At 68.8% G+C, this 24,001-nt stretch carries 24 protein-coding genes; 10 read left to right on the forward strand and 14 right to left on the reverse strand.

All coding sequences use genetic code 11. The features are described 5' to 3' along the window. Positions 1–71: 71 nt before the first annotated feature. Together kynU and kynB are read right to left on the reverse strand one after the other, a co-directional pair. Positions 72–1,325 carry a kynureninase gene (kynU, locus tag GEM_RS04225; RefSeq protein WP_014896213.1) on the reverse strand — a complete coding sequence of 418 codons (1,254 nt, stop codon included), beginning with the start codon at positions 1,323–1,325 and terminating at the stop codon, positions 72–74. 24 nt (positions 1,326–1,349) lie between these two features. Next, on the reverse strand, positions 1,350–1,991 hold the full coding sequence (kynB, locus tag GEM_RS04230; RefSeq protein WP_014896214.1) for an arylformamidase: 642 nt from the start codon (positions 1,989–1,991) through the stop codon (positions 1,350–1,352). Positions 1,992–2,121: 130 nt separating this feature from the next. Between kynB and GEM_RS04235 the strand changes: the two genes are divergently transcribed. Continuing rightward, positions 2,122–2,622 carry an Lrp/AsnC family transcriptional regulator gene (locus GEM_RS04235; protein ID WP_014896215.1) on the forward strand — a complete coding sequence of 167 codons (501 nt, stop codon included), beginning with the start codon at positions 2,122–2,124 and terminating at the stop codon, positions 2,620–2,622. On the opposite strand, the gene GEM_RS04240 is transcribed toward GEM_RS04235, so the two are convergent. The 3 genes from GEM_RS04240 to GEM_RS04250 form a co-directional block, all read right to left on the reverse strand. Then, a complete protein-coding gene (locus GEM_RS04240) occupies positions 2,609–3,118 on the reverse strand; it encodes a flavin reductase family protein (RefSeq protein WP_014896216.1) in 510 nt (169 codons plus the stop codon). The genes GEM_RS04235 and GEM_RS04240 overlap by 14 nt on opposite strands. A gap of 304 nt (positions 3,119–3,422) precedes the next feature. Next, complete coding sequence (locus GEM_RS04245) at positions 3,423–4,088, reverse strand: hypothetical protein (protein ID WP_014896217.1); 666 nt, start codon at positions 4,086–4,088, stop codon at positions 3,423–3,425. Further along, entirely contained in the window at positions 4,085–5,491 is a 1,407-nt protein-coding gene (locus tag GEM_RS04250) for a selenium-binding protein SBP56-related protein (protein WP_014896218.1), read from the reverse strand. The genes GEM_RS04245 and GEM_RS04250 overlap by 4 nt, the downstream gene beginning before the upstream one ends. 612 nt (positions 5,492–6,103) lie before the next feature. Here GEM_RS04250 and msrA point away from each other — a divergent pair. Next, entirely contained in the window at positions 6,104–6,664 is a 561-nt protein-coding gene (gene msrA / locus GEM_RS04255) for a peptide-methionine (S)-S-oxide reductase MsrA (RefSeq protein WP_014896219.1), read from the forward strand. Between the two features lie 51 nt (positions 6,665–6,715). Here msrA and GEM_RS04260 read toward each other — a convergent pair whose 3' ends face one another. From GEM_RS04260 to pdxH, 3 genes are all read right to left on the reverse strand, one after another. Then, positions 6,716–8,035, reverse strand: a complete 1,320-nt coding sequence (locus GEM_RS04260) for a DUF72 domain-containing protein (protein WP_014896220.1) — start codon at positions 8,033–8,035, stop codon at positions 6,716–6,718. Positions 8,036–8,058: 23 nt separating this feature from the next. After that, complete coding sequence (locus GEM_RS04265) at positions 8,059–9,279, reverse strand: SAM-dependent methyltransferase (RefSeq protein WP_014896221.1); 1,221 nt, start codon at positions 9,277–9,279, stop codon at positions 8,059–8,061. 130 nt (positions 9,280–9,409) lie between these two features. Next, complete coding sequence (gene pdxH / locus GEM_RS04270) at positions 9,410–10,054, reverse strand: pyridoxamine 5'-phosphate oxidase (RefSeq protein WP_014896222.1); 645 nt, start codon at positions 10,052–10,054, stop codon at positions 9,410–9,412. A 128-nt stretch (positions 10,055–10,182) separates the two neighbouring features. Between pdxH and tcdA the strand changes: the two genes are divergently transcribed. Further along, positions 10,183–11,040, forward strand: coding sequence for a tRNA cyclic N6-threonylcarbamoyladenosine(37) synthase TcdA (tcdA, locus tag GEM_RS04275; RefSeq protein ID WP_014896223.1), 858 nt, complete (start codon positions 10,183–10,185; stop codon positions 11,038–11,040). Positions 11,041–11,141: 101 nt separating this feature from the next. On the opposite strand, the gene trxA is transcribed toward tcdA, so the two are convergent. Beyond that, the gene (gene trxA / locus GEM_RS04280; RefSeq protein ID WP_014896224.1) at positions 11,142–11,990 is read right to left on the reverse strand and encodes a thioredoxin; all 849 of its coding nucleotides are present in this window, start codon (positions 11,988–11,990) and stop codon (positions 11,142–11,144) included. Between the two features lie 52 nt (positions 11,991–12,042). Then, the gene (locus GEM_RS04285) at positions 12,043–12,924 is read right to left on the reverse strand and encodes a pirin family protein (RefSeq protein WP_014896225.1); all 882 of its coding nucleotides are present in this window, start codon (positions 12,922–12,924) and stop codon (positions 12,043–12,045) included. Between the two features lie 252 nt (positions 12,925–13,176). Here GEM_RS04285 and GEM_RS04290 point away from each other — a divergent pair, with 252 nt between their 5' ends. Beyond that, complete coding sequence (locus tag GEM_RS04290) at positions 13,177–14,055, forward strand: EamA family transporter (protein ID WP_187293243.1); 879 nt, start codon at positions 13,177–13,179, stop codon at positions 14,053–14,055. 49 nt (positions 14,056–14,104) lie between these two features. On the opposite strand, the gene GEM_RS04295 is transcribed toward GEM_RS04290, so the two are convergent. Then, positions 14,105–15,631, reverse strand: a complete 1,527-nt coding sequence (locus tag GEM_RS04295) for an N-acetylmuramoyl-L-alanine amidase (protein WP_014896227.1) — start codon at positions 15,629–15,631, stop codon at positions 14,105–14,107. Then, positions 15,613–16,164: a bifunctional tRNA (adenosine(37)-N6)-threonylcarbamoyltransferase complex ATPase subunit type 1 TsaE/phosphotransferase gene (locus GEM_RS04300; protein ID WP_014896228.1), complete on the reverse strand. Its 552-nt coding sequence runs from the start codon at positions 16,162–16,164 to the stop codon at positions 15,613–15,615. Before GEM_RS04300 ends, GEM_RS04295 begins: the two co-directional genes overlap by 19 nt. Positions 16,165–16,181: 17 nt before the next feature. On the opposite strand from GEM_RS04300, the gene queG reads away from it, so the two are divergent. The 3 genes from queG to xerD all read left to right on the forward strand — a co-directional run bounded on the left by queG (position 16,182) and on the right by xerD (position 18,910). Next, positions 16,182–17,417, forward strand: a complete 1,236-nt coding sequence (gene queG, locus GEM_RS04305; protein WP_014896229.1) for a tRNA epoxyqueuosine(34) reductase QueG — start codon at positions 16,182–16,184, stop codon at positions 17,415–17,417. A 63-nt stretch (positions 17,418–17,480) separates the two neighbouring features. Next, the gene (locus tag GEM_RS04310) at positions 17,481–17,948 is read left to right on the forward strand and encodes a methylated-DNA--[protein]-cysteine S-methyltransferase (RefSeq protein WP_014896230.1); all 468 of its coding nucleotides are present in this window, start codon (positions 17,481–17,483) and stop codon (positions 17,946–17,948) included. Beyond that, the gene (xerD, locus tag GEM_RS04315) at positions 17,948–18,910 is read left to right on the forward strand and encodes a site-specific tyrosine recombinase XerD (RefSeq protein ID WP_014896231.1); all 963 of its coding nucleotides are present in this window, start codon (positions 17,948–17,950) and stop codon (positions 18,908–18,910) included. The genes GEM_RS04310 and xerD overlap by 1 nt, the downstream gene beginning before the upstream one ends. A 50-nt stretch (positions 18,911–18,960) precedes the next feature. On the opposite strand, the gene GEM_RS04320 is transcribed toward xerD, so the two are convergent. Then, positions 18,961–20,523: a class I adenylate-forming enzyme family protein gene (locus GEM_RS04320; RefSeq protein ID WP_014896232.1), complete on the reverse strand. Its 1,563-nt coding sequence runs from the start codon at positions 20,521–20,523 to the stop codon at positions 18,961–18,963. A gap of 329 nt (positions 20,524–20,852) precedes the next feature. On the opposite strand from GEM_RS04320, the gene ybaK reads away from it, so the two are divergent. Both ybaK and plsY read left to right on the forward strand, forming a co-directional pair. Continuing rightward, the gene (gene ybaK / locus GEM_RS04325; protein ID WP_014896233.1) at positions 20,853–21,344 is read left to right on the forward strand and encodes a Cys-tRNA(Pro) deacylase; all 492 of its coding nucleotides are present in this window, start codon (positions 20,853–20,855) and stop codon (positions 21,342–21,344) included. 200 nt (positions 21,345–21,544) lie between these two features. Next, the gene (plsY, locus tag GEM_RS04330) at positions 21,545–22,183 is read left to right on the forward strand and encodes a glycerol-3-phosphate 1-O-acyltransferase PlsY (protein WP_014896234.1); all 639 of its coding nucleotides are present in this window, start codon (positions 21,545–21,547) and stop codon (positions 22,181–22,183) included. A 94-nt stretch (positions 22,184–22,277) separates the two neighbouring features. Here the strand turns inward: plsY and GEM_RS04335 are convergent, their stop codons facing one another. Beyond that, positions 22,278–22,763 (reverse strand): YajQ family cyclic di-GMP-binding protein, encoded by a 486-nt coding sequence (locus tag GEM_RS04335; protein ID WP_014896235.1) that lies wholly within the window; start codon positions 22,761–22,763, stop codon positions 22,278–22,280. A gap of 136 nt (positions 22,764–22,899) precedes the next feature. Between GEM_RS04335 and murB the strand changes: the two genes are divergently transcribed. Beyond that, positions 22,900–23,949, forward strand: coding sequence for a UDP-N-acetylmuramate dehydrogenase (gene murB, locus GEM_RS04340; RefSeq protein WP_014896236.1), 1,050 nt, complete (start codon positions 22,900–22,902; stop codon positions 23,947–23,949). Positions 23,950–24,001: the final 52 nt, after the last annotated feature.

Genomic DNA, 24,001 nt, shown 5'->3' on the forward strand with positions numbered 1-24,001 from the left:
AATTCACGACTATCTCCAGATTTGAATGACGGGGGCGCGGCGCGCGGCCTGCGCGCGCCGGGCGACGCCGGTCAGGTCACCGCGCCGCGCTCGGCAAACTCGGGCGCCTTCCACGCATCGGTGGCCAGAATGTCGCGCAGCGTCTCGACGGCATCCCACACGTCGGCGAAGCGCGTATAGAGCGGCGTGAAGCCGAAGCGCAGCACGTGCGGCTCGCGGTAGTCGCCGATCACGCCGCGCGCGATCAGCGCCTGCATCACTTCGTAGCCGTGCGGATGCTCGAAGCTCGCCTGCGAGCCGCGCTGATGATGGGCGCGCGGCGTTACGAGCTTCAGCGACAGGCCCGCGCAGCGAGCTTCGACGAGCGCGATGAACGCGTCGGTCAGCGCGAGCGACTTGCGGCGGATCGCGTGCATGTCGGTCTGCAGGAACACGTCGAGCCCGCATTCGACCATCGACATCGACACGATCGGCTGCGTGCCGCACAGGAAGCGCGCGATGCCCGGATCGGGCGCGAAGCCCGGCTGCATCGCGAACGGTGCGCGGTGGCCCCACCAGCCCGACAGCGGCTGCGAGAAGTGCGCGTGATGGCGGTGCGGCACCCATACAAACGCCGGCGAACCGGGGCCGCCGTTCAGGTACTTGTAGGTGCAGCCGACCGCGCCGTCCGCATGCGCGCCGTTCAGGTCGACCGGTACCGCGCCGGCCGAGTGCGCGAGATCCCACAGCATCAGCGCGCCCGCATCGTGCACGAGCTGCGTGACGGCCGGCATGTCGTGCATGTAGCCGGTGCGGTAGTTCACGTGCGTGATCATCGCGACGGCCGTGTCTTCGCCGAGCGCGTCGGGCAGGTCCGCCGGATCGTCGATCAGGCGCAGCTCGTAGCCGCCGCCGAGCTGCTCGATCAGCCCTTGCGCGATGTACAGGTCGGTCGGGAAGTTCGAGCGCTCCGACACGATCACGCGGCGCTCCGGCGCGCGCTCGGCCTGGTGGCGCAGCATCGCCGACAGCAGCTTGAACAGGTTGATCGAAATGGTGTCGGTCACGACGGTTTCGCCGGGCGTGCCGCCGATCAGCGTCGCGAGCTTGTCGCCGAGGCGGCGCGGCAGCGCGAACCAGCCGGCGGTGTTCCAGCTGCGGATCAGGCCTTCACCCCATTCTGCGCCGATCACCTGCTGCGCGCGGGCGGCCGACGCGCGCGGCTGCGCGCCGAGCGAGTTGCCGTCGAGGTAGATCACGCCGTCGGGCAGCGCGAACTGGTCGCGCAGCGGGGCGAGCGGGTCGTCGTGGTCGAGGGCGAGCGCGTCTTCACGGGTCTTGATCATGATGTCAGGTAGTGGGTCGATTAATCAGGAGGATTGGCCGGGCAGCGCGCGCAGCACCGCGCGCACGGGGCTCGCGTCGAGCGTCGCGAACTTCAGCGGCAGCGCGATCAGCTCGTAGTCGCCGGGCGGCACGTCGTCGAGCACGATCCCTTCGAGGATCGCCATCCGGTGCGCGCGCACGCGGTGATGCGCATCCATCGTCTTCGATTCCTGCGGGTCCAGCGACGGCGTGTCGATGCCGATCAGCTTCACGCCGTGCGCGGCGAGCAGGTCGACGGTGTCGGGCGCGACTGCGCAAAAGCCGCTGTCCCATTGCTCGACGCTGGCGCGCGCATAGGTGCGCAGCAGCACGCGCGGCGGCACGCCGGCGAGCGCGGCCTCGAGGTCGGCCGGTCGCACGACCGGCGACGCGCCGATGCAGTGGATCACCCGGCACGGGCCGAGATAGGTCTCAAGCGGCACCGCGCCGATCGGCGCGCCGTCGGCGTCGTAGTGGAGCGGCGCGTCGCAGTGCGCGCCCGTGTGCGGCGACAGCGTCAGGCGCGCGACGTTGACCGGCGAGCCGGCCTCCATCCGCCACACGCGTTCGACGGAAACCGGCGTATCGCCCGGCCAGACGGGTGTGGCAGGGCTGACCGGCGGTGAGATGTCCCAGAGTGTGTCCATGGCATGGCGAATCGGTGAATCGATCCTTCGAATGATAGGTGGACGCTCGCAGAAAGTGCTTGCGAAATAAACATGGACAAACCGCCGGATTGGCAGATAATTCGAACCAGAGGGAAAACGGGGACCAAAAATGCATGCGATCACGCTCGATGCCACCGACTGCCGGATTCTGGCGGTATTGCAGGAGGAGGGCCGAATCAGCAATCTCGACCTGGCGGAGCGCATCTCGCTGTCGCCGTCCGCCTGTCTGCGCCGGATGCGCCTGCTCGAGGATCAGGGGGTGATCGAGCACTATCGGGCGTGCCTGAGCCGCGAAAAGCTCGGCTTCGAGCTCGAGGCGTTCGTGCAGGTGTCGATGCGCAACGAGGAAAACCAGTGGCACGAGCGCTTCGCGGAAGCGCTGCGTGAATGGCCGGAGGTGGTCGGCGCGTTCGTCGTGACCGGCGAGAGCCACTACCTGCTGCGCGTGCTCGCGCACAACCTCAAGCACTATTCGGATTTCGTGCTGAACCGGCTCTACAAGGCGCCGGGCGTGATGGACATCCGTTCCAACATCGTGCTGCAGACGCTGAAGGACGAAGCGGGCGCGCCGGTCGGATTGGCGCGCCTGGGGGCGATCAAAGCGGTGTGAGGCCGTGGAAGCCGCCGCCGTGGAACACCAGCGGTGGCGCGCCGTCCGCTGCGGCACGCACGCCGCAGCGTTCGACTTCGCCGACGAAGATCACGTGATCGCCTTCGTCGTAGCGGCTGCGGTTGTGGCATTCGAACCACGCGAGCGCGCCGTCGAGCACCGGCATGCCGGAGTTGCCGGCCGCATGCGCAATCCCTTCGAAGCGGTCGCCCTTGTAGGTCGAGAAACGCTTGCACAGGTCGATCTGCGACGCCGCGAGCACGTTCACCACGTAATGGCTGTTGCTGCGGAACACCGGTGTCGACGCCGATCGGTGCGCGAGGCTCCACAGCACGAGCGGCGGATCGAGCGACACCGAGTTGAACGAGCTCGCGGTGATGCCGATCAGCTGTCCGGACGGCGCGCGCGTCGTGATGACCGTGACGCCGGTCGCGAACTGGCCGAGGGCCTGGCGAAATGCGGCCGAGTCGAAATCCGGCGGAGTGGCGTGCTTCATCGGGTGGCCATCCGGATCGAAGCGGACGGGCGCGGCGCACGGCGGGTGCGGGGGGCGCGGCGGACGAAAGGCGACAAGGCGGTCGGTTGGGAAGTGGTGCGCATGGCGCGATTTTAGCGGAATCGCGACCGCCGGGCCGGTACGGACGGTGCATTGCGGGGCGAGCGTGCGGTAGCGAACACTGTCGCACGCTGCCGAAATCGCACCGGTCCGGCGATTCTGGTGCGTTTTAATGCGCGCCGTCGGCGGGCCCGCCCGCAATCACGCGCAATCACGCGCGACCCGAGCGGCCACCAGGCGTGCGCTAGCGCGCCGCGGCCAGCCCGAGCGACAGCGCGCCGGTCACGATCAGGCTCGACGCCCAGACCGCATCGAGGTTGAACCAGCTCCGCGCGACGAACTTCAAGCCGAGGTAGCGGTACACGAGCCACGCGAGCGCGCCGCCGGCAGCGATCATCGCGGTCGCATGCACGGCCGCGACGACGAGCGCCATCCCGAGATGCGCGTTGACGAGCGTGGCCGCCGCGCGATGGCCAGCGTCCAGGTCGAGCCCGCAGAGCCCGAGGTAGATCGGCACCAGCATCAGCCCCGCACCATGCGCGAGCGCGACCGCGAACGACCACAGCCCGAGCCGCGCCGGCGGAATCCGCGCGAGCGCACGCGGGTGGCGCCGCCGGATCAGCAGCACGGCGCCGAAGCCGATCACGAGCGCGCTCGCGCCGATCCGGATCGCCGACTGCCACGCGAGCAGTGCGGCGAGCAGCCCGAACGGCAGCATCACCATGAATACCGCGAGCGCATGGCCGAGCGCGAGATAGCCGAGCGCGGCGACGAGCGCGCCGCCGCGGCGCGTCATCAGCGCGTTCGACACGGCCAGCGGCCAGCCCATCGCCGGATTGAGCCCGTGATAGACGCCGCTCGCGAGCACGGCCGCCCACAGCGCGAGCGGCGCGGGGAGGACGGTGCTCAACGCTTGACCGACGGATAGCAGAACGAGTCGGTCGAGCAGTCACCGCCTTCGAGCCGGATCTGGTGCGCGCGATAGCCGTCGGGGAATTCGACCCAGTAGTCGTCGGCGAGCGTCAGCCCGCCGTCCGGCCCCGCATGCGCGAGCACCTGCGCGGCCGGCACGCCGTCCGGATAGAACTGGTCGTCCCACGTCGAATACAGCGAGTTGGTCCAGTACACGCGCCGGCCGTCGCGGCTGATCTCGACCATCTGCGGGCCGCCGGCGAACGCGCGACCGTTCGTGTGCGGCGCGCGGCGCACGATCCCGCCGATGCGTACCGATCCCGCGAGCACCGGATGGTGCGGATCCGACACGTCGTACTGGCGCATTTCGCCGGTGCCCCAGCACGACACGTACAGGAAACGGTCGTCGAGCGACAGGTCGATATCGGTCACGAGCGGCGGCACCGCGCCGAACCCCTTCAGCAGCGGCGGCAACTCGTCGGCGGCGGCCGGCTCGGGCGGAATCGTCGCGGTCTTCTTCACATGGAACTGGCCGTCCTCGCGCCACCAGGTCCAGATCGACCCTTCGAGATTGGTCGTGTCGACCACCACGCCGACGAACCCGTATTCGCGCACCGGATCGTGCGCGGGCCGCACCTCGAGCGCCATCTGGTGTTGCGCGCCGAGATCGATCGTCTGCGTGTTGCGCCGCGCACGCAGGTCCCAGAAATGCAGCCGGTGGCCGTACCGGTTCGCGAGCAGGTCTTCCGGCACGATGCCGTTCTCGAACTGCGGCGGCAGCGCCCATTCGCTCGATACCATGTAGTCGCGCGGCAGGTTCCACCAGAAGTCGTAGTGCTTGTCCTGCGGGCCGCGATCGATTTCCCAGCGGCCGAGCACGTCGAAGGTCTCGCAGTCCATGATGAAGATGCCCGGCGCGCCGTCGGTGCCGTCCTTGCCCGCGCCGCCGAGCGTGCTCACGTAGATGCCCTCGGGGCCGCAGTGGACCGTATGCGGCCGCGAATAGCCGGTCTTCGCGAAGATCTCGTCGGGTTCGATGATCTTGTGGATGCGCGCCTGCGTCGGGTGCGGCTTCGTGTCGATCACGTAGATGCGCGACGAGCGCAGGCCGGGGATGATCAGGAAGCGGCGCTCGAGGAACGCATGGCCCGTCAGCGGCGACAGCGACGACGAACACGCATTCCAGCCGAAGTGGTGGAACTCGTCGCCGGTATTCGGCATCGTCACCGTATGCACGATCTTGCCGTAGGTCGCGGAGCCGGGCTTCACGTCGATCACGGCGAGTGCATCGGGTCTGGAAAAATCGGGGCTCAGCAACAACGTATACGCGAACGTCTCCGCCGGTGCCAGCATCGCAAGCGCCGGCGAAGCGTGAAAGGTCGGGTCAGGCCGCATGCTCATCGTGGTGCCTCTCTCGGTGGTATCGGGTCACTCGCGCACGGCCGTTCGCTGCAGCCGTGCGGGTCGAGGTTGTCGCGCGGCGTGACTGCGCCGGGGCTGGGGGCGGCCGGCAGCCGCACGCGTGTGCACGACGTGCCATGCCGTGCATCACATCGGATCGGGAAAGCGGGGGAACGCGGGGAAGCGCGATGCGCCGGATCGCCGGCCATGCCGCGCAGCGGGCACAGCGGGCACAACGGGTTCATGGCAGCGTGATGGTGCAGTGCAAGCGTCGGCGCGCGCGACGCCGGCGGTCGGGCCTGCCATGCGGATGGTATCTGCCAAGGCATGCATATCGATGTTCCGGCGGATGATGTTGGCATCAGGGGCGGGCATGCATCGGACGCTGCGTGCAGCCGGACGGTGTGCCGTCGCGGCCAAGCGTAACTAAGTTTAGACGAGAAACACGTCGCGGGTCATGCGCGACCCGCGTGCGCTTCTGCCGGATTCGCGCGCGAGTGAGATACTTGAAAGAGTGCCGCTTCGCCCCGGGCAACCGGGCAGCGGCGATCCGGACCGGCGGCGCCGGCGCGCGCGCGTGCCGGCCGCGGCCATCAACGAGGTATAGATTTCATGGTGAACGAGATGCTTGAAACCGCGACCGTGGGCGGCGGGTGCTTCTGGTGCACGGAGGCCGTATTTCTCGACGTCGACGGCGTGACGGCCGTCCAGTCGGGCTATGCGGGCGGCCATACGCGCAACCCCGGCTATCGCGACGTATGCGACGGCGACACCGGGCATGCGGAGGTCGTGAACGTGACGTTCGATCCGGCACGCATCGGTTATCGCGAGGTCCTCGAGATCTTCTTCGCGACGCACGATCCGACCCAGCTGAACCGGCAGGGCAACGACGTCGGCACGCAATACCGGTCGGTCGTGTTCACGCATTCTGATGAGCAGCGCGACACTGCGCTCGACGTGATCCGCGAACTGGAGCGTGAGCAGGTGTTCGGGCAGCCGATCGTCACGCAGGTCGTGCCGCTCGACGACAACTACTGGCCGGCCGAGGATTATCACCAGAACTATTACGCACGCAATCCGGGGCAGGGCTACTGCTCGGTCGTGATCGGGCCGAAGCTCGCGAAATTCCGCCAGAAGTTCTCGCACCGGCTGAAGTCGCTGCGCGGCGCATGATCGGCTGTCAAGCGGCGCCGCGGCGCCGCGGCACCTCGGTCGCCCGGCGCTCTACGCCGCCGCCTCGCTGCGCCAGCGCGCGCATGCGGCGGCGATCTCGCGCGCGAGCGCGATGCACGACAGCGGCGCGGAGCCTTCCGCCTTGTTGTTGATCGTGATGATCACCGGCTGTCCGGCCAGCGCGTAGCGCGCGGCCAGTTCGGCGAGCGCCGAGCGCGTGGCCGGATCCTCGTCGACGAGCCGGTCGAATGGCTCGTACTTTGCCTTTGCCTGTTCGTACTTGAACCCGCCATGCAGGCTCCAGCGCACGATCAGCGGGCCCGGCGCATCGCCGTCGAGCAGCGCGAGCGCGGCCGCCTGCCGCAGCGGGTCGGGCATCCGCGCATGCAGGCCGACGCAGTAGCGCACGCCGAGCGTCGCGAGCGCGCGGATGAAGCGCGGCGTGAGCAGGCTCGCGTCGCGGATCTCGATCGCGTAGCGCGTGCCGTCGGCATCGAGCGGCAGTGGCGGCAGCGCCGCGAAGAACGTCGACAGCCGGTCGATCAGCGCCGCTGGGTCGGCGAGCAGTTGATCGGGCAGCGGCGAAAACTGGAACACCAGCACGCCGGCCTTCCTGCCGAGTCCTTCGAGGCACGGCTGCACGAATTCCCGGGTGGCAAGCTGCGCGTCGAGAAAGGTCGGGTTGAGCCCCGACGGCTCGCCGCGCCGTCCGCGCACGACCGCGTCGGTCACGGAGGCCGGCGCCTTCACGACGAAGCGGAAGTCGTCCGGCACCTGTTGCGCATAGCGCAGGTAGTCGGCCACCGACAGCGGGCCGTAGAACGACCGGTCGAGGCTCACGCTCTTCAGCAGCGGATGCGCGCCGTACGCCTCGAGCCCTTCGCGCGACAGCTTTGTTTGCGCGAAGTCGCCGTCGTAGACGATGCCGTCCCAGCCGGGGAAAAACCACGACGACGTGCCGAGCCGCACGTTCGGCGGCAGGGTCGCCGCCGCGTCGGCGACTTCGGCGGAAATCGGCGCGGGCGCGACGCTGCGCCGGCGCCGGCCTTGCTTCGGCGGCGCGGCGGGCGGGGACGGTTCGTCCCACAGCAGGCCGGAGGAGGGCGGCGGTTCGTGGTCCTGGGCGGACGGGTGGGGCGCTGGCCGGCCGGTGCGGGCGGGCGCCTGCACCGGTCGCGCATCGTCGGTCTCGTCCGGCGTCACGCGTACGCCGGCACCTGCATGGCGGTCGTCGTCCGCGGGCGCAGCCGCGCGTGCGTCGTCGGGCGACGCGCCGAACAGGTCGAACTGCCCGTCGGCGTGCGGCCCGTCCGTGTCGTCGTGCTGCCGTCGTTGCGGCGGCGTCGTGCGCCGTGTCCTGCCGTCACCCATGCATGCCCAGCGTGAAGCGCCGCCTAGCGCGGCAGCGCGTGTTCGTACATATAGCGCCGCGACCACGGCAGCGTTTTCGCGCTGCGTCCGGCCTTGCGGCACACGATCTGGAAGATCGACACGTCGTCGTGCTCGAATGCATACGCGCAACCGGCGAGGTACACGCGCCAGATGCGGAATTTTTCGTCGTCGACGAGCGCGCGCGCCCGTTCCGCCTTCAGTTCGAAATTCTCGGTCCAGATCTCGAGCGTGCGCGCATAGTGCCGCCGCAGGCTTTCGACGTCAATCGCCTCGAGTCCGCCGCGCTGCGCCGCTTCGAGTGCGAGGCTGATGTGCGGCAGCTCGCCGTCCGGGAACACGTAGCGGTCGATGAATTCGCCGCCGCCGAGCGCCGTTTCGCCGCTTTCCGCGTCGGTCGACGTGATCCCGTGGTTCATCGCGATGCCTTCATCGGTCAGCAGCTCGCGTACGCGCGAGAAATAGAGCGGCAGGTTCTTGCGGCCGACGTGCTCGAACATCCCGACGCTCGTGATGCGGTCGAACTGGCCGTCGATCTCGCGATAGTCCTGCAGGCGGATCTCGATCTTGTCCTCGAGCCCGGCGGCCTTCACGCGCGCGGTCGCGAGATCGAACTGGTTCTGCGACAGCGTGACGCCCAGGCAGGTCGCGCCGAACTTCTGCGCGGCGCGCAGCACCAGTGCGCCCCAGCCGCAGCCGATGTCGAGCAGGCGCTGGCCGGGCTCGAGCTGGATCTTGGTCAGGATGTGGTCGATCTTCTTGATCTGCGCGGTGGCAAGATCTTCGTCGCCGTTCTCGAAGTACGCGCACGAGTACACCATGTTCTCGTCGAGCCACAGCTGGTAGAACTCGTTCGAGACGTCGTAGTGATACTGGATCGCCTTCTTGTCGGTGTTCTTCGTGTGATTGAAGTAGCGCTTCACGCGCGCGAGCTTGCTCGCGCTGGTGACCGTGCTGCGCGCGAGCGAATAGCTGATGTTGATGATGTCCGACAGCCTGCCTTCGATGTCGATCTTGCCCTTTATGTACGCCTCGCCGAGATTGTCGAGGCTCGGTTCGAGCAACAGCGGCAACGCCGACGCGGTGTTGACCTTCAGCGTGACCTGCGGCGCGCTGAAGGTGCCGAAATCGAGTTGATCGCCGTTCCACAGCACGAGGCGCGCCGGTATGTTCGCTTTCGCCCGTACTTCGTCCGCCCACTGTGCCAGCTTCTTTTCCCAGAACATTTGGATTCTCCGTTTGTTCGTTGAATCGAATACAGCCAAGTATCTTGACCGGCGCTCGCCTCTTGCGAGGCGGGCGCCCGGATGCAACACGAGACACGACCGGCCCGCGCCGGCACCGCAGCAGCAGCGCTTACGGCGACAGGCGCGAGATCGTCCAGCCCGGCGCCGCTGCGGCGTCGCGCGTATAGAGGATGCGGTCGTGCAGGCGCGACGGACGGCCCTGCCAGAACTCGATCGCGTCGGGCACGACGCGATAGCCACCCCAGTGCGGCGGGCGCGGCGGGTTCTCGCCGTAGCGTTCGACCACGTCCTTCTCGCGCGCTTCGAGCGTCGCGCGGCTGTCGATCACGGCGCTCTGCTCGGAGGCCCACGCACCGATGCGCGAGCCAAGCGGGCGCGACGCGAAATAGCGGTCGCTTTCGTCGGCGCTGGTTTTCTCGATCCGGCCTTCGATGCGCACCTGGCGCTCGAGCTCGATCCAGTAGAACAGCAGCGCCGCGTGCGGATGGGCGGCGAGATCGCGGCCCTTGCGGCTTTCGTAGTTGGTAAAAAAGACAAACCCGCGTTCGTCGACACCCTTGATAAGCACGATTCGGGCCGACGGTCGGCCGTCGTCACCGACGGTGGCGAGTGTCATCGTGTTGGGCTCGGGGAGCTTGGCGGCGAGCGCCTCCTTGAACCAGCGGTCGAACTGGGCGAAGGGGTCGGGGGCGGCATCGGCTTCGTCGAGCGAAGCACGCGAATAGTTGATGCGGAGATCGGCGAGAGTCGTCATGTTATGCAAACGCTTCAATCTGGGGCCAGTATAGCGAACGCCGGTGAATCGTGCGTGCACAGTGGCGCGTGTCGGCGGGGAGTTCAGGCAAAATAGAGGGCTGCACGACTTACGTTTTCCTTGCTGCCATGCCTGCTGCCGATACTGCCCCGTCCAGTTCCTCTGATCTTACCCCGAGCCCGACAATCCAGCTTGACGTGGATCGCGAACGCCGTTTCGGCGGCATCGCGCGGCTGTACGGTGCGCCCGCGCTCGCCGCGTTCGAGCGCGCACGCGTCGCCGTGATCGGCATCGGCGGCGTCGGCTCGTGGACGGCCGAGGCGCTCGCGCGCAGTGCGATCGGCACGCTGACGCTGATCGATCTCGACAACGTCGCGGAGAGCAACACGAACCGGCAGATCCACGCGCTCGACGGCAACTACGGCAAGCCAAAGGTCGACGCGATGGCCGAGCGGATCGCGCTGATCGATCCCGCATGCCGCGTGAACCGGATCGAGGATTTCGTGGAACCCGACAACTTCGATGCACTGCTCGGCGGCGGTTTCGACTACGTGATCGACGCGATCGACAGCGTGCGCACGAAGGTCGCGCTGATCGCATGGTGCGTTGCGAAAGGGCAGCCGCTCGTCACGGTCGGCGGCGCGGGCGGCCAGCTCGACCCGACGCGCATCCGCATCGACGATCTCGCGCTGACGATTCAGGATCCGCTGCTGTCGAAGGTACGCGCGCAGCTGCGCAAGCAGCACGGTTTTCCGCGCGGGCCGAAGGCGCGCTTCAAGGTCAGCGCCGTGTATTCGGACGAGCCGCTGATCTATCCGGAAGCGGCCGCGTGCGACCTCGAGGACGGCGCGGAGCCGTCCACGGCCGCGCACGTCGCGGGGCTCAACTGCGCGGGGTTCGGTTCGAGCGTGTGCGTGACGGCGAGCTTCGGCTTCGCGGCCGCAGCGCATGCGCTGCGGGCGATCGCGGCGCGGGCCGCGGGTTGATCGGGGAATCGATCGACGCGTAGCGGAATGTTGCGGCGCGGCAGGCCAGCCGCGCGCGATGGCGATTCAGCCGGGCCAGCGCGGCCCGGCCGGCCGTTTCATCAGTTGAGCGCCATGCTCAGCTTGCGCCGCCATGCGGCGACGAGCTCGGGGTGATCGCCCGCCAGCTCGAACACCGAAATCATCGTGCGGCGGCCGAGGTCGTCGCCGTACGTGCGGTCGCGCAACACGATTTCCAGCAACTGCTCGAGCGCGCCTTCGTACGCCCGTCGCGCGATCAGGCACTGCGCGAGATCGAAGCGTGCTTCGAGATCGCCGGGGTTCGCCGCGATGCGTGCTTCGAGCGCGTCGGTTGGCGGCAGGTCGGCCGTCGCGTCGAGCGCGTCGAAACGGGTCTTGATCGCCTGGTAGCGCGGATCGTTGCCCTGCACGGTCTGCGGCGACAGGCGTTCGGCCTCGGCGCGCGCAATCTCCACCTGGTTGTTCGCGAGCAGCAGTTCGATCAGGTCGAGCCGTGCGTCGTCGAAGCCGGGGTTCAGCGCGAGCGCCGCTTCGAGGTGCGTGATCGCGTCGTCGTAGCGCGACTCGGCGATCGCGTATTGTGCGGCGCGGCGCTCGGCTTCGTCGGGCGCCGGCAGCAGCCCGTCGAGGAATGCGCGCAACTGGCCTTCCGGCAGCACGCCGATGAACTGGTCGACGGGGCGCCCGTCGGCGAACGCGATCACGTGCGGAATGCTGCGCGTCTGGAAGTGCGCGGCGAGTTCCTGGTTCTCGTCGACGTTCACCTTGACGAGCTTCCAGCGGCCTTCGTAGTCGGCTTCGAGCTTTTCCAGCAGCGGACCGAGCGTCTTGCAGGGGCCGCACCACGGCGCCCAGAAGTCGACCAGCACGGGCGCGTCCAGCGACGCCTCGATCACGTCTTTCTCGAATGTGGCAAGCGTGGTGTCCATGTCGTTCTCTTCCGTTCGAATGTCGTCAGGATGGGGGCGGCGTGCCCCTTTTTCAACGCGGCGTCGATTCGGGCAGCGGAATCCACTCGGTTTCGCCGGGCACCTTGCCCATTTCCTGGTTCGTCCACGCGACTTTCGCGCGCTCGATCGCGTCGCGGCTGCTGGCGACGAAATTCCATTCGATGAAGCGCTCGCCGTCGATCTTGTCGCCGCCCAGCAGCATCGCGCGTGCGCCGCTGCCGCTCGCGAGCGTGACGGTTGCGCCCGGCGCGAGCACGGCCATCTGCTCGGCCGGCACCGGTGTGCCGTCGATCGTCAGGTCGCCGTTGACCACGTAGACCGCGCGTTCCTCGTGCGATGCGTCGAGTTCGATCCGGCCGCCGGCCGCGAATTCGGCGGCGACGTACAGCGTGCGCGAGAACGTCGTGACGGGCGAGCGCAGGCCGAATGCGTCGCCGGCGATCACCGTCAGCGACACGCCGTTCTCGTTGCGCTTCGGGAGCACGTCGGCCGCATGGTGCTCGAACGACGGCTCGGTGGTCTCGTCGCCGACGGGCAGCGCGACCCAGGTCTGGATCCCGTGCACGGTATGGCCGCTCGCGCGCTGCGCGTCGGGCGTGCGCTCCGAGTGCACGATGCCGCGGCCGGCCGTCATCCAGTTCACGTCGCCCGGCACGATTTCCTGCAGCGAGCCGAGGCTGTCTCGATGCATGATCGCGCCGTCGAACAGGTAGGTGACGGTGGCGAGCCCGATATGCGGATGCGGGCGCACGTCGAGCCCGGTGCCGGCCGGCAGCGTCGCGGGCCCCATGTGATCGAAGAAGATGAACGGGCCGACGAGGCGCGCGGCGAGCGCGGGCAGCGTGCGGCGCACCTGCAGGTTGCCGATGTCGCGGATGTGCGGCTTCAGCAGGGCTTTGATCGGATCGGTCATGGCGGGCCTCGTGGGAACGGCTGGAATGCCGGTCATTGTACTGGCCGCACGGCAACGGCGCGCGCTGCGGAGGCGGCGAAATGGTCGGCCGGCGGTGTGCACCGCAGCGTGCGCGGTGCGGTTCGGCTTGCAGGTTGTTGCCGCGCACGCCGCCGATTCCATGCGCGTCGCGCGGGTATCGGGCCGCGCGGCGAAATTCGGTAGACTGCCCGGCTTCAGAACAATCATCCGACAATCGAGGAGACGCCGATGATGGCCCCGAAGGACTTGCTGCTCGCGCTGGTCGTGATCCTGGCGTGGGGCGTGAATTTCGTCGTGATCAAGGTCGGCCTGCACGGGATGCCGCCAATGCTGCTCGGCGCGCTGCGCTTCACGCTCGCGGCGGTGCCCGCGGTGTTCTTCGTGCGCCGGCCGCAGATTCCGTGGCGCATGCTGATCCTGTACGGCGCGACGATCCAGCTCGGCCAGTTCGTGTTCCTGTTTACCGGCATGTACGTCGGCATGCCGGCCGGCCTCGCGTCGCTCGTGCTGCAGTCGCAGGCGTTCTTCACGCTCGTGTTCGCGATGCTGTTCCTCGGCGAGCGGCTGCGCGCGCAGAACCTGGTCGGGCTCGCGATCGCCGCGGCCGGGCTCGCCGTGATCGCGGCGCAGGGCAGCCGCGCGATGACGCTCGCAGGCTTCCTGCTCACGATCTGCTCGGCCGCGATGTGGGCGGTCGGCAACATCGTCACGAAGAAGGTCGGCCGTGCGAACCTGGTGTCGCTCGTCGTGTGGGCGAGCCTCGTGCCGCCCGTGCCGTTCTTCCTGCTGTCGCTGTGGTTCGAAGGGCCGCAGCGGATCGAGGCCGCGCTGGCCGGCCTGAACGGCGCATCGATCTTCGCGGTCGTCTATCTCGCGTTCGTCGCGACGCTCGTCGGCTACGGCTTGTGGAGCCGCCTGATGTCGCGGTATCCGGCCGCGCAGGTCGCGCAGTTCTCGCTGCTGGTGCCGATCGTGGGGCTGGCGTCGTCGACGCTGCTGCTCGACGAGCACCTGACCCAGGCGCAGCTGATCGGCGCCGCGCTCGTGATGGGCGGGCTCGCGGTGAACGTGTTCGGCGGGAAGCTGGCGCGCCGCTTCGCGGCGTCGTGACGCGCCGGCACGCAGCGCGTGCCGGCGACGGGGGAGGGGCGGCTGTGCGTCAGGTCATCCGGCTCTTCGCGAGCGGCGGATTCGCGGCGAAGTAGCGCTTGATGCCGCGGAAGATCGCGTCGGCCATCTCGTCGCGATAGCTGTCGTCGTTGAGCCTGCGCTCTTCGTCGGGGTTGCTGATGAACGCGGTCTCGACCAGGATCGACGGGATGTCGGGCGCTTTCAGCACCGCGAACCCGGCCTGCTCGACCGAGCCCTTGTGCAGCTTGTTGATGCCGCCGACTTCCTTCAGCACGTAGTTGCCGTAGCGCAGCGAGTCGCGGATCTGCGCGGTCGTCGACATGTCGAACAGCGCGCGGTTCACGGCCGCGTCCTGCGTCTTGATGTTGATGCCGCCGATCAGGTCCGACGAGTTTTCCTTGTTCGCCATCCAGCGCGCCGCGGCGCTCGTCGCGCCGTGGTCGGACAGCGCGAACACCGACGAGCCGCGTGCGGACGGCGTCGTGAACGCGTCCGCGTGGATCGACACGAACAGATCGGCGCCGACGCGGCGCGCCTTCTGCACGCGCACGTTCAGCGGCACGAAGAAGTCGGCGTCGCGCGTCATCATCGCGCGCATGTTCGGCGCGCCGTCGATCTTCGCGCGCAGCTTCTTCGCGATGTCGAGCGCGACGTGCTTCTCGTAGGTGCCGTTGCCGCCGATCGCGCCGGGATCCTCGCCACCGTGGCCCGGATCGATCGCGACCGTCAGGAGGCGCACGGTGCCGCCCTTGCCGGATTTCGGCGCGGTGAACTTGTAGGTGTCGCCGTCGTCGTCGCTGTCGTCGCGGCGCGCGATGACGGGCGGCGGCTTGACAGCCGGCTTCGCGGGCGTCGACGGCGTGGCGGCCGATGGCGTGCGCGGCGTGGCCGGCGTGTTCTGAGCGAAGCGCTGGAAGAACGCGTCGCTGTTGTCGCCCGCGGCGGGCGGCGGCGGCACGGCCGGGCCCGTGAGCGCGGTAGGCGGCTGCATCTGCTGCGCGCGCGCGGTGTCGTTGAGCGCCTGTTCCTTGCGTTCCGTCTGCGCGATCAGGTCGGTCAGCGGATCGGGCGCGACGGCCGGATACAGGTCGAACACGAGCCGGTACTTGTAGGTGCCCACCGGCGGCAGCGTGAACACCTGCGGCTTCACCGAACCCTTCAGGTCGAACACCATCCGCACGACGTGCGGCTGGTACTGGCCGACGCGCACCGACTGGATCTGCGGATCGTTCGGCGCGATCTTCGACACGAGGTCGCGCAGCGCCTGGTCGAGATCGAGCCCGCTCAGGTCGACGACGAGCCGGTCGGGACCCTGCAGCAGCTGTTGGCTATTCTGCAGCGGCTGGTCGGATTCGATCGTGACGCGCGTGTAATCGCGCGCGGGCCACACGCGCACGCCGAGCACCGACGACGCGTGTGCGAGCCGCGGCGCGACGAGACCGAGCACCAGCGTCGACGCCCCCGCGCACAGGACCTGGCGGCGCCGCCAGTTGTGCGTCGCGGTGGCCGCCGATTCGATCGAGCGGAACGGTTTGATCAACATCTTTCGAGACATGCCTTTCCTGAAGCGCTGAACGCCCGGACGGTGAGGGCGCGGCCGTCGCCATCCACGTCGAGCGAGAAAACCAGATCGGGCACGCCGAGCAGGGTGCCCGCCTGTTGCGGCCATTCGACGAGGCAGATCGCGCTGGAATTGAAATATTCGCGAAAGCCCGCGTCGGACCATTCGGCCGGATCGTTGAATCGATACAGATCGAAGTGATAGACCTCAAGTTCCCCATCGTCGCGGGCGAATGCGTATGGCTCGACGAGCGTGTAGGTCGGGCTGCGCACGCGTCCAGGGTGGCCGAGGCCGCGCAGGATCGCGCGCACGAGGGTCGTCTTGCCCGCGCCGAGGTCGCCGATCAGCTGGATCTGCAGCCCGTCGAACGCGTGGGCGCGGGCGAGCTCGTTGCGTGCCGCGTCGAGCGCGTGTGCGAAGCGGGTGCCGAAGGCCTCGGTCGCCGCTTCGTCGGCGAGTGCGATCACGCGCTCCGCGAGCGGGGCAGGCAGCGTGACGGCATGAGGCGTATGGGACGTGGCTGACATTCTCGTAAAATAGTGCGATGAACCGATTACCGGAACTCGCCGCATCCGACAGGCCTTCGACTCGTGCCGAAGGCGCGGCGCCGTGCGCGCTCGATGATGCGACGTTGACTGCGCTCGCCGCTCGCATCAGGGCGTGGGGGCGCGAATTGGGTTTCGGGGCGATCGGCATCAGCGATACCGATCTCTCGGATGCCGAAGCAGGCCTCGCCGCCTGGCTGGAAGCCGGTTGTCACGGCGAAATGGATTATATGGCGAAACACGGAATGAAACGCGCGCGGCCGGCCGAACTTGTGGCCGGTACGCGACGCGTGATTTCCGCGCGGCTCGCCTATCTGCCGGCCGAAACGCTCGCCGCCGATGCGCCCGATGCATCATCCGGCGCGCTTGCGCCGCACGACTGGCGCGCACGCGAGCGCGCGCGGCTCGACGATCCGCAAGCGGCCGTCGTGTCGATCTATGCGCGCGGCCGCGACTATCACAAGGTGCTGCGCAACCGGCTGCAGACGCTCGCGGAGCGCATCGAGCGCGAGATCGGCGCATTCGGCTACCGCGTGTTCACCGATTCGGCGCCGGTGCTCGAGGTCGAGCTCGCGCAGAAGGCCGGTGTCGGCTGGCGCGGCAAGCACACGCTGTTGCTGCAGCGCGACGCGGGTTCGCTGTTCTTCCTCGGCGAAATCTATGTCGACATTCCGCTGCCGACCGACGCGCAAACGGCGCCCGACACCGCGCCCGAGACGCCCGGCGCGCACTGCGGCAGCTGCACGCGCTGCATCGGCGCGTGCCCGACCGGTGCGATCGTCGAACCGTATCGCGTCGACGCGCGCCGCTGCATCTCGTACCTGACGATTGAACTGAAAGGCAGCATTCCGGAGCCGTTGCGGCCGATGATCGGCAATCGCGTGTACGGCTGCGACGACTGCCAGCTCGTGTGCCCGTGGAACAAGTTTGCGCAGGCCGCGCCCGTTGCCGATTTCGACGTGCGGCACGGCCTCGACCGCGCGACGCTCGTCGAGCTGTTCGGCTGGGACGCGGACGCTTTCGATACACGGATGCAGGGCAGCGCGATCCGGCGCATCGGTTATGAAAGCTGGCTGCGCAATCTCGCGGTCGGGCTCGGCAACGCGCTGCGCGCGCCGGCGGATCGGCTCGCACCCGCTGCGCGCGACGCGATCGTCGCCGCATTGCGCGCGCGGGCCGACGATCCGTCGCCGGTCGTGCGCGAGCATGTCGAATGGGCGCTGCGTGCCGCGTGAAGGCGGCGTAAAGTGTCGTCGGCGCGCGGCGGCGCTGCGCGTTTCACCGGTGAGGAGAAGGTCATGTTCAACGCAGTAATCGACGCACCGTTCGGCAAGGTCGGCATCCGCACCGATGCCGCGGTGGTGCGCGAGATCGTCTATCTGCCCGAGTCGATCCAGACGGTCGATCCGGACTCGCCGCTCGCGACGCGCGCGGTCGAGCAGATCGAACGTTATTTCGAGCGCGCGTCCGCACGCTTCGATCTGCCGCTCGCCGACGTCGGCAGCGCGTTCCAGCATCGCGTGTGGGACGTGATCAGCGACATCCCGCCGGGCACGGTGCTGACCTACGGACAGGTCGCGAAGCGGATCGGCAGCGCGCCGCGCGCGGTCGGCCAGGCGTGCGGCGCGAACTATTTCCCGCTCGTGATTCCATGCCATCGCGTCGTCGCGGCCGGCGGCCTCGGCGGCTTCGCGAATCACGACGACAACGGCTATTACCAGAAAGTGAAGCGCTGGCTGCTGGCGCACGAGGGCGTGCCGTACTGATGAGCGAACCGCTGCTTTCCCCCGATTCCGACTCCGATACCGACGGCGATGCGGCCGCGGCCTCGCCCGCGCTGCTCGCGAGCCGTGCGTCGATCGACGTGTTCTGCGATGCGCTGTGGCTCGAGCACGGGCTCGCGCGCAACACGCTCGATGCGTACCGGCGCGATCTGGTGCTGTTTTCCCAATGGCTGGCCGCGACGCACGATGCGCCGCTCGATTCGGTCGACGAAGGGATGCTGACCGGCTACATCACCGCGCGCAGCGACGGCAAGGCGACGTCGTCGAACCGGCGGTTGTCGGTGTTCCGTCGCTATTACGGCTGGGCCGTGCGCGAGCATCACGCGAGCGCGGACCCGACGCTGCGCATCACGTCGGCGAAACAGGCCGCCCGGTTTCCGTCGACGCTGTCCGAGGCGCAGGTCGAGGCGCTGCTCGGCGCACCGGACGTCGGCACGCCGCTCGGCCTGCGCGATCGCACGATGCTCGAGCTGATGTACGCGAGCGGGCTGCGCGTGAGCGAGCTCGTCACGCTGAAGACCGTCGAGGTCGGGCTCAACGAGGGGGTCGTGCGCGTGATGGGCAAGGGCTCGAAGGAGCGGCTCGTGCCGTTCGGCGAAGTCGCGCACGGCTGGATCGAGCGCTACCTGCGCGACGCGCGGCCGGCGCTGCTCGGCGCGCGCGCGGCCGACGCGCTGTTCGTGACCGCGCGCGGCGACGGAATGACGCGCCAGCAGTTCTGGAACATCATCAAGCGCCACGCGCAGCAGGCCGACGTGCGTGCGCACCTGTCGCCGCATACGCTGCGGCACGCGTTCGCGACGCACCTGCTGAACCACGGCGCCGACCTGCGCGTCGTGCAGCTGCTGCTCGGCCACAGCGACATCTCGACCACGCAGATCTACACGCACGTCGCGCGCGAGCGGCTGAGAACGCTGCACGCGCAGCACCATCCGCGCGGCTAGGGCGGCGCGTGCGTCGGCGCCACGCGTGGGGATGCGGCCGGCGCCGAGCGTTACACGAGTTCGCGCAGCTTGTGCTTCAGCACCTTGCCAGTCGATGCGGCCGGCAGCGCATCGAGCACGCGGATCTGCGCAGGGCGCTTGTAAGGCGCGAGCCGTTCCGCGCACCATGCCTGCAGCGCGGCCTCGGTCGCCGTCGCGCCCGGCATCAGCTCGACGAACGCGAGCACTTCCTCGTTGCCTTCGACCGCGCGGCCGACGACCGCTGCCTGCACGACGTCCGGGTGCGCGTTCAGCACCTGCTCGACTTCGACCGGGTACACGTTGAAGCCCGAGCAGATGATCAATTCCTTGCTGCGGCCCGCGATCGTCACCGCGCCGTCCGCGCCTTGCCGTGCGAGATCGCCGGTGCTCAGCCAGCCGTCCGGCGACACGGCCGCGCGCGTCGCATCCGCGTTGCGGTAGTAGCCGAGCATGACATTGGGGCCCCGCACGCGGATTTCGCCCACTTCGCCTGGCGGCACGTCGGTGCCGTCCGGTGCGACGATCCGCATCTCCACACCCGGGATCGGCACGCCGACCGAGCAGTCGGCGCGCGGCGCGTCGAGCGGCGTCTGCGTGATCGTCGGGCTGCTCTCGGTCATCCCGTAGCCGTTGTGCAGCGGCACGCCGTACAGGCGCTCGACGCGCGCCTTCAGATCGGCGTCGAGCGGCGAGCCGCCCGAATACGCGAAGCGCAGCCGCGGCGCGCGCCACGCGTGAGCGTGCGTGTGCAGGTGTTCGAGCAGCTTCGCGTGCATCGCGGGCACGCCCTGGAAGATCGTCACGCCTTCGTCGGCGAGCGCGACCCGTACGGCTTCCGGTGAAAAGCGCGGCGCGAGCCGCAGCGTTGCGCCCGCGTACAGGCTGCCGAGGCAGACCGACGCGAGGCCGTACACGTGCGACACCGGCAGCACCGCGTAGACGACGTCGTCGGGCGACACGCGGCGCAGCGCGCTCGACGTCGCCGCGATGAACAGCAGGTTGCGATGCGACAGCATCACGCCTTTCGGCGCGCCCGTCGTGCCGGTCGTGTAGATCAGCGCCGCGCATTGCGCGGCGCCGTCGGCTGCCACCGGTTCGTCGGGCGCGCTCGCGTCGACGCGGTGCGACCACGCGCCGATGTCGACCGGCAGCGCGTCGGCGGGCGACGCGTCGTAGCGCGCCGCGTGCGCGCGTGCATCGGGCGATGCTTCGGTCGCGAAGGCGATCAATTTGGGGCGCGCATGCGCGGCGATCGCATCGAGTTCGCCGGCCGACAGCCGCGCGTTCGACATGAGCGCCCATGCGTCGACGCGCGCGACCGCGAACAGCAGCACGATCTGCGCGACGCTGTTTTCGGCGACGATCATCACGCGGTCGCCGCCGCGCACGCCGAGGCTGGCGAGCCGCTCGGCGGTCGCGTCGACGGCCCGCGACAGCTCGCCGTACGACAGGCGGCGCGCGTCCTCGATCAGTGCCGGATGCGCGGGCGTGTGCGCGGCCCAGCGGGCAGGCACGTCGGCGATGCGGCCGGGCAACGCGGCGAGCAGTGCCGCGACGTCGAGCGGCGCGGATGAGCGGACAGGCGAGGTCATGGCGTCTCCAGGAGAAGGGCCGGGCGGCAGCGCGGCGAGTTTTGCGAACGATCGTGCCATGACGGCGCGCGCGCCACAATCGGCCAATCGGGCAATAGCGTCACGCGAAGTCCGCAATGATGACGGGCGGCGTGTCGCGGCAAGGCAGGGCGGACGCCGGGGGCAAAAGGGCCGCGAGTATACCGCCGGCGCGCGCCGCACCGCCGGGAACGCGCGACTGCGCGACTGCGCGACGGCGCGACGGCGCGACGGTGCGACGGTGCGACGGTGCGATGGTGCGATGGTGCGATGGCGCGCGCCTGGCGGTCGTTCGCCATTAAAATGCCGCCATGAGCAAATCCAGACACGTGTCCGAGACACCCGCGACCCAGCTGCTGCGCCGCCACGGCGTCGCATTCGGCGAGCATCCGTACGAATACGTCGAGCACGGCGGCACCGGTGAGTCGGCGCGCCAGCTCGGCGTCGACGAACACAGCGTCGTGAAGACGCTCGTGATGGAGGACGAGCATGCGAAGCCGCTGATCGTGCTGATGCACGGCGACCGCACGGTGTCGACCAAGAACCTCGCGCGGCAGATCGGCGCGAAGCGCGTCGAGCCGTGCAAGCCCGACGTCGCGAACCGCCATTCCGGCTATCTGGTCGGCGGCACGTCGCCGTTCGGCACGCGCAAGACGATGCCCGTGTACGTCGAGTCGACGATCCTCGACTTGCCGACGATCTACCTGAACGGCGGCCGCCGCGGCTATCTGGTCAGCCTCGCGCCCGTGGTGCTCACGACGCTCCTCGGCGCGACGCCCGTGCAGTGCGCGAGCGTCGACTGAGGGTTTCACCTTCGTGGCAGGCCGTGCTCGTTCGGTAGAATGGGCGCCGTTTCGGCCGGTCGCGCTGATGCGCGGCCCCGGCCCGCACGGCCGGCCGCCACAGCCTGCCGGCGGTTCGTCGCACCGGCGCCTGCCGCAACCGGCCGGCATGCCGCGCCCGGCCGTCCCTTCACCGATACGTTGAAAGAAGAGTTTTCCGCATGCAGATCCTGCTCGCCGCACTTGTTGCCTACCTGATCGGTTCGGTGTCGTTCGCCGTCGTCGTCAGCGCCGCGATGGGCCTGGCCGATCCCCGTTCATACGGGTCGAAGAATCCCGGTGCGACCAACGTGCTGCGCAGCGGCAACAAGAAGGCCGCGATCCTGACGCTCGTCGGCGATGCGTTCAAGGGCTGGCTCGCCGTCTGGCTCGCGCGGCACTTCGGGCTGCCCGACGTCGCGGTCGCGTGGGTCGCGATCGCCGTGTTCCTCGGCCACCTGTATCCGGTGTTCTTCCGCTTCCAGGGCGGCAAGGGCGTCGCGACCGCGGCCGGCGTGCTGCTTGCCGTGCACCCGGTGCTCGGGCTCGCGACCGCGCTGACCTGGCTGATCGTCGCGTTCTTCTTTCGCTATTCGTCGCTCGCGGCGCTGGTGGCGGCCGTGTTCGCGCCGGTGTTCGACGTGTTCCTGTTCGGTACGGGCCACAACCCGGGCGCCTGGGCCGTGCTCGCGATGAGCGTGCTGCTGGTGTGGCGTCACCGCGGCAACATCTCGAAGCTGCTGGCGGGGCAGGAAAGCCGGATCGGCGACAAGAAGAAGGCAGCGGCCGACGGCGGCGCGCAGGACGGCGGGAAGGTCTGAAGGAAGAGGACGGAGGGCTGCTGCTGCCGGCCGCCCGCCGGGGCGCCCCGCATGCGGGGCCCGGCGGCGCGGCACGACCGGTCGAACGGGCCGGTCAGTCGCGGAAGTTGTTGAAGTCGAGCGGCGTGTCGGTCACGTCCTTGCGCAGCATCGCGATCACGCTCTGCAGGTCGTCGCGCTTGGTGCCGGCCACGCGCACCGCGTCGCCCTGGATGCTCGCCTGCACCTTGATCTTGCTGTCTTTCACGAGCCTGACGATCTTCTTCGCGAGGTCGCCCGTCACGCCTTTCTTCACGGTGACGACCTGCTTGACCTTGTCGCCGCCGATCTTCTCGACCTTGCCGTAGTCAAGGAAGCGCACGTCGACGTTGCGCTTCGCCAGCTTGTTGATCAGCACGTCCTTGACCTGCCCGAGCTTGAAATCGTCGTCGGCGAACAGCGTCAGCTCGCGTTCCTTCTGCTCGACGCGCGCGTCGGAGCCCTTGAAGTCGAAGCGCGTCGAAATTTCCTTGTTCGACTGCTCGATGGCGTTCTTCACTTCGATCATGTTCGCTTCGGAAACGACGTCGAACGATGGCATGGCATTCTCCCTTGAGATGCGGGCACCCGGCTCGCGCGCGGGCACTCGCTATAATTGCGGACTGTTTGCCATTTTACCGATGCCCCTCCGTTTGCCCAAGGCCGGCCGTGCGCCCGCCGGGCGGACGTGACCGCGAATGCCGATGCCTCCTGACGATTCCGCCCTGTCGCTGCTCCCCGACCATCCGCTCGCCACGCACAACACGTTCGGCATCGCCGCGACCGCGCGGTTTGCCGCGCGCATCACGCATGCGGCGCAGTTCGCGGCGCTGCATCGCGACCCGCGCGTCGCGCACCTGCCGCAGCTCGTGCTCGGCGGCGGCAGCAACGTCGTGTTCACGCGCGATTTCGACGGCGTTGTGCTGCTCGACGAGATCGCCGGCCGCCGCGTCGTGCGCGAAGACGACGACGCGTGGTACGTCGAGGCCGGCGGCGGCGAGACCTGGCACGCGTTCGTCGCGTGGACGCTCGAGCACGGGATGCCGGGCCTCGAGAATCTCGCGCTGATTCCGGGCACGGTCGGCGCCGCGCCGATCCAGAACATCGGCGCGTACGGCCTCGAGATGAAGACGTACTTCGACTCGCTGGTCGCCGTCGAACTGGCGACGGGGCGCAACGAGCGCTTCGACGCCGCGCGCTGCGCGTTCGGCTATCGGGACAGTTTCTTCAAGCGGGAAGGGCGAGGCCGCTTCGCGATCGTGTCGGTGACGTTCCGGCTGCCCAAGCGCTGGACGCCGCGGCTCGGCTACGCGGACGTCACGCGCGAGCTCGACGCGCGCGGCATCGCGCCCGATGCGGCAACGCCGCGCGACGTGTTCGACGCGGTCGTCGCGATCCGCCGCGCGAAGTTGCCCGATCCGCTCATGCTCGGTAACGCGGGCAGTTTCTTCAAGAATCCGGTGATCGATGCCGCGCAGTTCGATGCGCTGCGCGCGCGCGTGCCGGAGCTCGTGTCGTATCCGCAGCCGGACGGGCAGGTGAAGCTCGCGGCCGGCTGGCTGATCGACCGCTGCGGCTGGAAAGGGCGCGCGCTCGGCGCGGCGGCCGTGCACGACCGGCAGGCCCTCGTGCTGGTGAATCGCGGTGGCGCGACGGGCGCCGACGTGCTCGCACTGGCGCGCGCGATCCAGGACGATGTCCGTACGCGGTTCGGCGTCGAACTCGAAGCCGAGCCGGTCTGCCTGTAACGCGGCTTTCCGCACCGCCTGCGCCCGGGCAAACAAAAAACGCCGATCGACG

Source organism: Burkholderia cepacia GG4, from assembly GCF_000292915.1.
Lineage (GTDB): Bacteria > Pseudomonadota > Gammaproteobacteria > Burkholderiales > Burkholderiaceae > Burkholderia > Burkholderia cepacia_D.

Coding starts and splice junctions, on each gene's coding strand:
- GEM_RS04295 (WP_014896227.1), bottom strand. CDS start 15,631: ATGTCTCGAAAGATGTTGATCAAACCGTTCCGCTCGATCGAATCGGCG.
- pdxH (WP_014896222.1), bottom strand. CDS start 10,054: ATGACGACTCTCGCCGATCTCCGCATCAACTATTCGCGTGCTTCGCTC.
- GEM_RS04235 (WP_014896215.1), top strand. CDS start 2,122: ATGCATGCGATCACGCTCGATGCCACCGACTGCCGGATTCTGGCGGTA.
- xerD (WP_014896231.1), top strand. CDS start 17,948: ATGAGCGAACCGCTGCTTTCCCCCGATTCCGACTCCGATACCGACGGC.
- GEM_RS04320 (WP_014896232.1), bottom strand. CDS start 20,523: ATGACCTCGCCTGTCCGCTCATCCGCGCCGCTCGACGTCGCGGCACTG.
- GEM_RS04310 (WP_014896230.1), top strand. CDS start 17,481: ATGTTCAACGCAGTAATCGACGCACCGTTCGGCAAGGTCGGCATCCGC.
- queG (WP_014896229.1), top strand. CDS start 16,182: ATGAACCGATTACCGGAACTCGCCGCATCCGACAGGCCTTCGACTCGT.
- GEM_RS04250 (WP_014896218.1), bottom strand. CDS start 5,491: ATGAGCATGCGGCCTGACCCGACCTTTCACGCTTCGCCGGCGCTTGCG.
- murB (WP_014896236.1), top strand. CDS start 22,900: ATGCCGATGCCTCCTGACGATTCCGCCCTGTCGCTGCTCCCCGACCAT.
- GEM_RS04300 (WP_014896228.1), bottom strand. CDS start 16,164: ATGTCAGCCACGTCCCATACGCCTCATGCCGTCACGCTGCCTGCCCCG.
- GEM_RS04335 (WP_014896235.1), bottom strand. CDS start 22,763: ATGCCATCGTTCGACGTCGTTTCCGAAGCGAACATGATCGAAGTGAAG.
- kynB (WP_014896214.1), bottom strand. CDS start 1,991: ATGGACACACTCTGGGACATCTCACCGCCGGTCAGCCCTGCCACACCC.
- GEM_RS04260 (WP_014896220.1), bottom strand. CDS start 8,035: ATGGGTGACGGCAGGACACGGCGCACGACGCCGCCGCAACGACGGCAG.
- GEM_RS04290 (WP_187293243.1), top strand. CDS start 13,177: ATGGCCCCGAAGGACTTGCTGCTCGCGCTGGTCGTGATCCTGGCGTGG.
- GEM_RS04285 (WP_014896225.1), bottom strand. CDS start 12,924: ATGACCGATCCGATCAAAGCCCTGCTGAAGCCGCACATCCGCGACATC.
- ybaK (WP_014896233.1), top strand. CDS start 20,853: ATGAGCAAATCCAGACACGTGTCCGAGACACCCGCGACCCAGCTGCTG.
- GEM_RS04240 (WP_014896216.1), bottom strand. CDS start 3,118: ATGAAGCACGCCACTCCGCCGGATTTCGACTCGGCCGCATTTCGCCAG.
- tcdA (WP_014896223.1), top strand. CDS start 10,183: ATGCCTGCTGCCGATACTGCCCCGTCCAGTTCCTCTGATCTTACCCCG.
- kynU (WP_014896213.1), bottom strand. CDS start 1,325: ATGATCAAGACCCGTGAAGACGCGCTCGCCCTCGACCACGACGACCCG.
- GEM_RS04265 (WP_014896221.1), bottom strand. CDS start 9,279: ATGTTCTGGGAAAAGAAGCTGGCACAGTGGGCGGACGAAGTACGGGCG.
- plsY (WP_014896234.1), top strand. CDS start 21,545: ATGCAGATCCTGCTCGCCGCACTTGTTGCCTACCTGATCGGTTCGGTG.
- trxA (WP_014896224.1), bottom strand. CDS start 11,990: ATGGACACCACGCTTGCCACATTCGAGAAAGACGTGATCGAGGCGTCG.
- msrA (WP_014896219.1), top strand. CDS start 6,104: ATGGTGAACGAGATGCTTGAAACCGCGACCGTGGGCGGCGGGTGCTTC.